Source organism: Streptomyces sp. WAC00040 (assembly GCF_056835925.1).
The window spans coordinates 23,967-33,413 of sequence record NZ_JAKQZE010000007.1 but is presented as its reverse complement, the minus strand read 5'-3'; the positions used below and the strand labels follow the sequence as shown (position 1 = coordinate 33,413).

Genomic DNA, 9,447 nt, shown 5'->3' with positions numbered 1-9,447 from the left:
CAGGTACGGCGCCGACACCCTTCCGACCGTCACTGCTCCCCGCACCCGCGGGGATGGTCCCGTCCTCGGAGCGCACGTCGGGCATGTCGTCGACTGCTCCCCGCACCTGCGGGGATGGTCCCAGTCGGGCAGCGGGTATCCGTCGCTGGCCATCCTGCTCCCCGCACCCGCGGGGATGGTCCCGAGCGGGCGTTGACGACCGACCCAAGGAAGCCCTGCTCCCCGCACCCGCGGGGATGGTCCCGCCATCAGCGCGAGAGAGCCGGCGGCCAGCACCTGCTCCCCGCACCCGCGGGGATGGTCCCCCCGACCCGTTCCCCCTCGTAAAGATCTGCGACTGCTCCCCGCACCCGCGGGGATGGTCCTGCGGTGGGGTGCTTCCAGTGGTCCGGCACGGCCTGCTCCCCGCACCCGCGGGGATGGTCCCGCCGTCGGGAAGACAGGCACCTCGTCCCTCACCTGCTCCCCGCACCCGCGGGGATGGTCCCTCGGGCACGGCTTCCTCGGCGCCGCGATCAACCTGCTCCCCGCACCCGCGGGGATGGTCCCTCGGGCACGGCTTCCTCGGCGCCGCGATCAACCTGCTCCCCGCACCCGCGGGGATGGTCCCTACGTCATCGCCGACCGAGTCGGCATGACGGTCTGCTCCCCGCACTCGCGGGGATGGTCCCGCGCTTGTGACCCAGGTCCTCGAGGACCTGGTCTGCTCCCCGCATCCGCGGGGATGGTCCCTGTCGCTTCCTCATCACCGGCTCGCGCAAGTACTGCTCCCCGCACCCGCGAGGATGGTCCCGGCAAGTCCGCGCTGTTGTCGGGCATCGCGCTCTCCTCCCCGCACCCGTGGGGATGTCCCCAACTGTTCGAGGGCCTGAACATAGGGCAGCGCTGCTCCCCGCACCCGCGGGGATGGTCCCTCTGCTGGCGTCTCGCCGCCGGCCCTCAGCGGCTGCTGCCGCTGGCTGCCCCAACCATCCCGGAACTAGCTCGTGAGCGGCGCGCGCTCCCGTGCGTTCATTACGCCGTAATGAACGCACGGGAGCGCCGATGGTGTCCCGAGACGACATCAAATCCTGTTTGGTAACGCGTCGATGTGCCAAACGATCTTACGAGTTAGTAAGGTTCCTTCATGACGTCGCCATCATCTGGGGACCGGGAGAAGGTCGTTTCCAAGCTTCCCGGCCAACTGCAACAAGAGCTGAAGGTGCGCACTGCGCAGCGGGCCATCGACATCCAGCACGCCGTCGAAGAGGGCATCAGCGCCTGGCGCAGCCTCGGTTCAAACCTGTCCGTCATCGACACCGCTGGCGCCAAGTCGTTCTCCACGTGGTTGCCGTCTGGCCAGTGGGAGGGCTTCCGTAGCGACTGCTCCGCTCGAGGTGTCTCTCTGGTGCAGGGGCTCGCGCAGTCCGTTTCGCTGTGGTTGGAGACGAACCCTGCCCCTGGTGTGCAGCGGCCTGTGGTCGTCAAACGACTCATCGTCTGCAACCAGAAGGGCGGAGTGGGCAAGACCGCGGTCACTGCCGGGACGGGGCAGGCGCTCGCGGAGGACCCGGACCGGCTCCATGCTGTGGGTGTGTCCAAGCACTTCGCCCACGCCCGGGCTGAAGCCGACCAGGAGACGGGTGAGGATGCCGAGCATGAACAGCTGCCCGGTTTGGGATTGCGGGTGCTGCTCGTTGATTTCGACCCGCAGGGCCATCTCACGAAGCAGTTGGGGCACGACCTCCTGCCGCTGGACGGCGACAGTCTCACCAAGCACATGGCCGGCGATTCCAAGGGCAAGCTGAGTGACCTCATCGTCTCGGTAGACGATGAACGCTTCGGGGACCGGCTCCACCTGTTGCCGTCCTGCACCGACGCCTTCCTCCTGGACGTCAAGCTGTCCGGCGTCCGCGCCCGCGAAGCCGCCCTCGAACGCGCCCTCACGCCGCTCGAGTCCGACTACGACGTCATTCTTATCGACTGTCCCCCGAGCCTCGGACTCAGCATGGACGCCGCCGCTTACTACGGCCGGCGGCGGGACGGCGAAGCACCTGGGAACTCGGGGGTACTGGTCGTGGTCCAAGCCGAGGACAGCTCTGCCGACGCCTACGGCCTCCTGACAGCCCAGATCAGCGACCTCCGTACCGACATGGGTCTCGAGCTTGACTACCTCGGCATCGTCGTCAACCACTACGACGCCCGGCGCGGATTCATCGCCACGTCATCGCTGGAGAGCTGGATGTCGATAAGAGACCCGCGCGTCGTCGGCCTGATCGGGGACTTGAAGGAACAGAAGGAAGCCGTGCGTATGAAGCAGCCCCTCCTCGCCTACGCCCCACGCTGCCCTCAGGCAGTCGCCATGCGCGCACTCGCACGGGAGATCGCATGAGTAAGTCCTCCAAGCTGGGCATGGGTGCGTCGTTCGCCCAGACACAGCCGGTCAGCGCTCGGCGCCAGGCCATCAACGCTGCGACCAACGCCCCTACCGAGGGCGCCCCGCCGCCGGTAAGGCTTCCTGTGGAGCTGATCAGTCTGAACCCGGCGAACCCGCGGTCACGGCTGGGGGACCTGACCCAGCTTGCGGGCAGCCTGCGGGATCACGGCCAGAAGCAGGCCATCACCATCATGTCGCGCTTCTCCTACCTGGAGGCGAACCCTGGGAAGGAGGGCGAGCTCGAGGACGGCACGAGGTACGTCGCCATCGACGGCAACTCACGTCTGGCGGCCGCGCGTGAAGCTGGGCTGGAACAAATCAAGGTCACGCTCGACGAGGATCTCGGGAGCAACGCCGATGAGGTACTCGAGTCGGCGTTGGTTGCCAACATCCACCGGCAGGATCTCGACCCTCTCGATGAGGCCCGCGCCTTGCAGCAGCTCCTGGCCGTGCATGGCACACAGGATGCGCTCGCGGCCCGACTCCACCGCTCCCAGGGCTGGGTGTCTCAGCGGCTCGCCCTTCTCGGCTTGACTCCGGAGCTCAAGGAGAAACTGGTCTCTGGCGAGGAACCGGCAGAGCTCCTGCGGCGCGTCGGCAACAAGAAGCCTGAGGAGCAGGAAGCTCACCTTGAGCGTCTGAAGGAACAGAAGCGGCGCAAGGCACCCGAACCAGCGCCGTCGCCCGCTCCGACATCGGCAGGGGAACGGGATACCGGTCTGACTCCGGCCGTGCCCGCGAACGATTATTACGGCGTAATGAAGGACGAGGAGGCGGTGGGGGAGCAGAGCGCTGCAGGCGCGGTCATCGCCTCGTCCCCTGAGCAAGCGGTGGTTCCGGACCCGCGTCCTGAGCCGTCGTTGAAGCCTCCTCAGATCAAGATGCCCTGGTCTGATGGGGGAGCGGCTATGGAGATCGCGTTCGACAAGTTGACCAGGCACGGTCAGCGCCACGCTGCCCTGTCACGGTACGTCGACCTCGTCGGAGGGCCAGATGCCTTCGCTGAGGATCTCGTAGCCAGCACCAGTGCAGAGTTCCGAAGGCAGCTGATCGAGCTGCTCAGCAAGTAGGGCAACGGCCCTGGCCCCTGCATTCGCGTGGCGACTGCAGGGGTCTACCCATGCGCCGGCATCTTGGCCCCGGTATTACGCCGTAATGAAGAGCCGGGAGCCGCTGCGCGCGCGGGTCGGCGGTGTCAGCGCAGTCCCGTTGTCGGCTGGCACCGCCTCTGCCAGCGGACGTGATCAAGGCGATGTCGGCCGCCAGTCGAGCAGCATCGGCTGCCTGCCGCGGGTCATGACGCGGGTGTGGTGCGAGCGGCGGTGCCCGGGCGTCCTTGCCTGCGGCCGTTGACGCTGGGTGTGGCCGCGTGCTCCGGTCGGGCCTGAACGATGCGGCCGGTGTGCTTGCCTTCGTACATGGCGGCGTCGGCGGCCCTCATGAGCACGGGAAGGTCGGTGCCGAGGGCGGCAGGGGTGGCTGAGCCGAGGGACACGGTGAGCGGCAGCAGGCCGTCGCCGTAGGGGACGGGCCGGGCCATGAGGCGGGCGAGGTGTTCCAGGCGCAGCTCCTGGTGGCGGATCTTCAGGCGGGCGAGGACAGAGAATTCGTCGCCCCCGAGCCGCCCGGCGACGCCGCGTGGTCCGGCCCATTCGGTGAGGCGGGTGCCGATGGCGGTGAGCGCGGTGTCGCCGGCTGCGTGGCCGAAGCGGTCGTTGAGCTGTTTGAAGTGGTCAGCGTCCGCGAGCACCAGCACGCACTCGTTGGGGTGACGGTCGATGAGGCGTTCGGCGCGGGCGGTGAACGCGTCACGGCGCCAGGTCTTTGTCAGCGGGTCGCGCTGGGCGTGGGTGAGTCGCCGGTGCAGGACGGCGGTGTGCAGGGTCCATCCGGCGAGCGGCAGGGCGGCCGCGGTGATGTGCAGCTTCCGCGATAAAAGCGCGGTGGTCATACTGGCTTCTCCTCTGTCCTATGCGAGGTGGAGGAACCCGGGGGCAGGCTCTGTTGCTTGGCGGCGCGTGGCCTGCTCCCGGACCCCACACCGTTCGGTGGGTGGGATGGGCGAGCTGGCTACAGGACGGTCGGTGCCGCGCAGGCTGCGGGTCAGATCAGGGCGCCCGCCGCAGCCGATGCGAGCAGGGCGAGCGCGGTCAGGCTGAGGTGGATTGCGTGGCGCAGGCGCGTGAACTTGGCAACGGCGATGGTCGACAGGACGCGGATGCGTGCGGCCCGGGTGTCGCTGGTCAGGCTGGCTCGGATCTCGTCGTCGTCGAGGCGTGCCCAGTACGGGAACGAGGCCCGGTCGTCCCCACTGAGCCGGGGCCGGACGACCAGGAGCAGCAGCACGGCGGCGGCGCCCAGGACAAGGACGGCGAGAGCGCCGAACGCCTTGGTCACCGGTGGCAGGTCCTTGTCGGCCGCGGAGGCGATTCCGGCGAGTACCGCGCCGTTGAAGGCGAGGAGTAAGGAGGCTTTGGCGTCGGTGCGGGCGATCTCGCTGGCCACCGTGGCGCAGGCGTGGTCGAGGTTCTTGTCCATGTCGGGCAGAGGGATCGTGGTCATTGGCTGGGTTCTCCTTGTCACGGTTGGTCTCTGGACGGGCACGCCGTTGGTTCGGTGGCCGCTGCGTCAGATCTGGGAGGCGTGGTGCATGCTGAGGAAGCCCTCCACCCTTTTCAGAGCGCTCTGGACACAGGGGAGGGCCTCCCGGGGCGGCCGACTCATTAGCCGATGCTGCGGCCGCCCCGGGCTTCACGCGGCCAGTTGGTGCGCGGGCGGGGCGAGGTAGCTGGACGGGTCGGCGGGGGGGCCGTCGTGGCACTCCAGACAGGAACCCAAGGTTTTGAGGGGAAGGCACACGAAATACCTTCGGAAGCAGCGCGGGCATGTCTGCCTCGCTGCCATCGCCTTGTCGAGCGCGGCCTCCTTCGCGAGGGTCATACAGGTACGCGACGCGCTTCCCTCCCCGGCACGTCATCTGGGCGACGGGGCCGTGACCGCCGGGGCGTAAGCCCAGGTCGCGCAGCTGTCGGCGGGTCGCGAGCCCTTTGGGCGCCTGGCACCACCGGAACTCGGGGAAGGCCCCGTCGTCGTACGGGTCGATGTCGACCAGGTCCTCTTCCTGGCGTCCATCACCTGCTCCAGGCGCCGGGAAGCCGGGAGGGGCGCTGCGGGTAGCGGGGGCCGGGGTGCTGCGGGCGGGGCCGGCCGATCCGGCGGCGCGGGCGGGGCGTGAGCACGGGTGATCTCCTCCTGACGGTGAATGGGGGCGCGTGCGGCGGCGGTGCAGGTGGGGTCAGGTGCGGGCGGGTGTGGGCACCGGGGTGTTGTGCCCGGGGCGGGGCCCGGTGTCCGGCGGCGTGGTCAGCGGCCCGAAGTTGGCGCAGAGCAGCCAGCCGCAGATCAGACCGAGGGCGAAGTAGATTTTGTGTCGGTTCGCCTTCCACCAGCTGGGCGGGGTGGGCTCGGTCAGCACGCCTATCACGGCCACGGAAAGGTCTCCTCAGATCGGGGACAGGGGGATTTGGTGCGCAGGCCGGTCGGCCTGGTCGGCCCTCCCCTCGGCGGCCACGCAGGGCCGCGGTGAAAAAAGGGCCGGCCGGGTGGACCGGGCATCCAGGGCTCTGCATGCCGATGGCCCTCGCCCCGGAACTTCCGGGGCGAGGGCCATCGGGCCGTGCTGCTGGTGCTGTGGTCAGAGGTCGGAGGGCAGACGCTCCCCGGTCTCGGCGTCGTAGGCGATGCCGGTCGGGGACAGCCGGACCATGCGGGACTGTGCCCTGGCTCCCGTCTTCCAGCTCTTCCCGCCGACCGCTACCCGGACCGTCACGTCGGCCAGCGGATCCTCGACCGGCAGCGCAATCTCAGGAGACTTGGGGTAGTACCGGTTCTCCTGCGTACCGATGGCGGTCTCCCCGGCAGCGTCGAGCCGCAGATACTTGGCATTGCGGTTGAAGAAGGAGCGGAGCTCGATGACGACGCGATCCCTGTCGCTGTTCCATTGAGCCACCACGTCCGTTTCGATTCCGTCGATCTGCAGGGTCGCTCCGGACCTGCCCTTGTACGCGGCGGCCTTTTCCGTGCGGTCTTCGCGTTGCTGCTCGGTGTCGGCCATCCGAGTCCCGCCGACGATCGCGAGGGACAGCGCCGCGGCGGTGGCGACGTAGGGCCAGACGCGGCGGCGGGTACGGGAGGGCGGTTCGTCGTCGGGAGTCGACGGCTCGGGCGCGCTGTCCGGTCCGCGGTACCACTCCGGTTCCGGACTGTCGCCGGCCTGCTGCTCGAACCACTCCAGGTTCTTCCCCATGCGGCTGACGGTAGCGCGCAGTTGGGCGGCCTTGTTTCGGTCTCCGCCGAGTTCGGCCACCTGTGCCCGGGTCACCAACCACCGCACCGCCTCGTTCGAGTTGATGCCGTAGGCGTTGATGTCCTCGCGCTCACCGATGGCGGCGAGCTGTGCGGCCTCGCTGAACCGTCCTTCCATCGCGGCCTGGACGACGTCCTCGTGCCGAGTGTCGGTGTCGATCTCGGGCTCTATGACGTTGGGCGGCATGTCCCAGTCCCAGCCCTCGTCGGCCTGCTCGCGGGTGTCCTTCTCCACGACCAGGTCGTCGTGCTCTGATGGCATCGGCTGCTCGGTGTCTGGAGCCTCGCACTCGTAAGCATCTGCCTCTTCCAGCTCCTGGTCGTCGACGTGCACGAGGGTTTCCAGCTCCGCGGCCAGGCCGAGGGCCTGCTGTGCCTGGCGTCGTCGGGAGGACGTGTCGGTCAGCGCCCTCTCGTCTTCGCTGAGGACGGTCTGGATGATGTCGACGTAGCCGGGGCCGACCTTCCATACGGCCTGTCCCGGACCGAGGGTCGGGATGGTGTCGACGGCCCACTGCGGCAGACCGAGCAGCGTGCCGACAGCCGCGGCCTCTTCGGGTCCGAGGCGGCCGACGTGGGCGATCTCGCACAGCCGCGCAAGGTCCTGGGCCTTGCCGTCGCCGAGGTCGGACAGGGTGTGCATCACCACGTCCAGGGACAGCGCCGCCTTGCGCGAGTTCTTCAACTGCCGCTGGATCAGGGAGGCGGTGGCGGGGGAGAGCAGGATCTGCCACGCCTCCTCGAGGACCAGGTGCCGGTGCGTGGCGGTCGACTGCGGCAGCCACACGTGCTCCGCCCAGCAGGAGACGGCGGCCATCAGCGAGGGGATCGCCGGGCTGTTGCGGTCCAGGCCGGTGAAGTCGAAGGAAAGGATCGGCAGGTTCGTCTCGGGCAGGCCGGCGTCCTCGCCGTCGAACAGTCCGCAGAGCGATCCTTCGGTGTAGCGGGACAGGGCCATCGCGACGCCCTCGCCCCAGACTTCCAGCTTGGCGGCCGGCCAGCGGCCGTCCTGGGGGCTGACGAGGGCGTCCACCAGCCCGTTCAGCGCGGTCGCCTTGGGATGGTTCAGGGCGTGCTGAAGCGCGTGGGTGGCCTGCGGGTCGAGGGCGCCGGGCTCGACCGCGAGGATCAGGGAGCGCACCAGCTGCTCCCGCACCGCCGGGGTGAACAGCTCCGAGCACGGGTTGAGCTGGAAGTCGCCGGCCCGCACGACCCGGCCGCCGAGGGCATGGACGAGCGGCTGCCACTCGCCGGTCGCGCCGTCCTCACCGAAGGAGTCGATGACGACGGCCTGGTGGCCGTGGTCGCGGATCTCCCGGTGCATCCTCGCCTTCGCCGTCGACGACTTCCCCGACCCCAGCCCTCCCAGCGCCAGGGAGTTGGTGGAGGGGAGGATCGCGGCGGAAGCGAGCACCGGGGAGAGGTGGAAGACGCGGCCGTCGAGCAGGGAGCGGCCGATCGGGATACCCGGGAAGCGGGTGTTGGAGGCGACGAGGGGCGTGGTGATCGCGGCGTGGTTGGAGGGCAGACGAATCACAAGATCGCCCCTTTCTGGGTGGAGGCCCCGTGTGGGGTGGTCATGATGTGGGCGCGGTGCTGCTGGCCGGTGAGCCAGTCGAGCCGGATGCGGTGCCGGTCCGCCATGAGGGAGGCCTGCCAGCGGGCGTCGGTGACGCTGTCGGGGCTGTCGCCCCACACGGTCAGATAGGCGTCGAGGTCGACGAGCGTCGCGCCCTGGACCAGGGCCCCGTGGGCCGTGCTGCTGGCGTGCTGCAACGCCTCGGCCTTGATCTTGTCGGTGGTCCACGCCTCCGCCGCAGCCGACTGCCAGCGCGCCGAGCGGCGAGACTGCGCCGCCGGCAACGGCCGGTACAGGACGCCGATGCTGCGGTCCGTCCCGGTCTGTCGGTCCGCCTCCCCCTCTTCCAGGAGCAGGCGGCGCATCAGATCGCCGTCGGTGTCGGAAGGCCAGCCGATGATCCGGGCGGTGGCCGCGAACCGGCCGCCCTCCAGACCGACCCAGCCCGAACCGCGCTCGATGGCGATGGGGGCGGGCTCGAGTTCCACCGGGGCCAGCGCGCCGAGTCGGGCGAACTCTCCCGCGAGGGTGCCCATGATGCGCTCCGGCTGTCCCAGTCCTTTGGGGACGTGCACGGAGATGGTCTGGACGTGCTCGGTGTACTCCGCCACTGCGGCGTGGTGGGTGACGTGCACCTGGATACCGGCCGCACGGGTCTGCCCGCCCGCGAACGTGAGCGCGCGGGAGAAGGCTTCGTGGAACTGGACCCGGCGCAGGGGGTCCTGCATGGTGCCGTGCTCGGGGTACAGGGCCCATGTCTGCGTTACTCCCGGCCGGTCGGTCACCGCCGCGGGCATGGTGCGCTCGCGCAGGTGCCGGTATCCGACGGCCGCCCATCGGGCGATCGAGCGGGGTCCCGGCGCCGCGTTGAGCAGCGCCGCGGCCGCGCCCACCGCGCCGAACGTCCACACCGGCGGTGGGGCGAGCAGCGCGCTCGCCAGGATCGCCCCGCCGGCCCCGGCGTTCAGCTTGGTCAACAAGGTTTCGGCGGGGCTCAGTCCGCGCTGCAGAGCGGGAACGCGGTAGCCGGGCGTCAGCGAGTACATGGGCAGAACCTCCGAAAGCAGAGATGGCCCGGCCCCGGCAC

The 9,447-nt window shown here is 69.5% G+C and carries 8 protein-coding genes and 1 CRISPR repeat array; of the genes, 2 read left to right on the top strand and 6 right to left on the bottom strand.

The genetic code is table 11. The features are described from left to right. Positions 1-32: 32 nt before the first annotated feature. Positions 33-913: direct repeats of the CRISPR family, unit length 28 nt; unit sequence CTGCTCCCCGCACCCGCGGGGATGGTCC. A 213-nt stretch (positions 914-1,126) separates the two neighbouring features. Beyond that, positions 1,127-2,371 (top strand): ParA family protein, encoded by a 1,245-nt coding sequence (locus MDN94_RS39160; RefSeq protein ID WP_482730533.1) that lies wholly within the window; start codon positions 1,127-1,129, stop codon positions 2,369-2,371. Beyond that, a complete protein-coding gene (locus MDN94_RS39155) occupies positions 2,368-3,486 on the top strand; it encodes a ParB/RepB/Spo0J family partition protein (protein ID WP_482730532.1) in 1,119 nt (372 codons plus the stop codon). The genes MDN94_RS39160 and MDN94_RS39155 overlap by 4 nt, the downstream gene beginning before the upstream one ends. Before the next feature lie 224 nt (positions 3,487-3,710). On the opposite strand, the gene MDN94_RS39150 is transcribed toward MDN94_RS39155, so the two are convergent. The 6 genes from MDN94_RS39150 to MDN94_RS39125 form a co-directional block, all read right to left on the bottom strand. Next, positions 3,711-4,367, bottom strand: a complete 657-nt coding sequence (locus MDN94_RS39150; protein WP_482730531.1) for a GGDEF domain-containing protein — start codon at positions 4,365-4,367, stop codon at positions 3,711-3,713. Between the two features lie 152 nt (positions 4,368-4,519). Beyond that, the gene (locus MDN94_RS39145) at positions 4,520-4,978 is read right to left on the bottom strand and encodes a Pycsar system effector family protein (protein ID WP_482730530.1); all 459 of its coding nucleotides are present in this window, start codon (positions 4,976-4,978) and stop codon (positions 4,520-4,522) included. Between the two features lie 189 nt (positions 4,979-5,167). Continuing rightward, the gene (locus MDN94_RS39140) at positions 5,168-5,356 is read right to left on the bottom strand and encodes a hypothetical protein (protein ID WP_482730529.1); all 189 of its coding nucleotides are present in this window, start codon (positions 5,354-5,356) and stop codon (positions 5,168-5,170) included. A gap of 355 nt (positions 5,357-5,711) precedes the next feature. Then, positions 5,712-5,906 (bottom strand): hypothetical protein, encoded by a 195-nt coding sequence (locus MDN94_RS39135; RefSeq protein WP_482730528.1) that lies wholly within the window; start codon positions 5,904-5,906, stop codon positions 5,712-5,714. Positions 5,907-6,110: 204 nt separating this feature from the next. Beyond that, entirely contained in the window at positions 6,111-8,318 is a 2,208-nt protein-coding gene (locus MDN94_RS39130) for a hypothetical protein (RefSeq protein ID WP_482730527.1), read from the bottom strand. Next, a complete protein-coding gene (locus MDN94_RS39125) occupies positions 8,315-9,406 on the bottom strand; it encodes a hypothetical protein (protein ID WP_482730526.1) in 1,092 nt (363 codons plus the stop codon). The genes MDN94_RS39130 and MDN94_RS39125 overlap by 4 nt, the downstream gene beginning before the upstream one ends. Positions 9,407-9,447 lie beyond the last annotated feature (41 nt).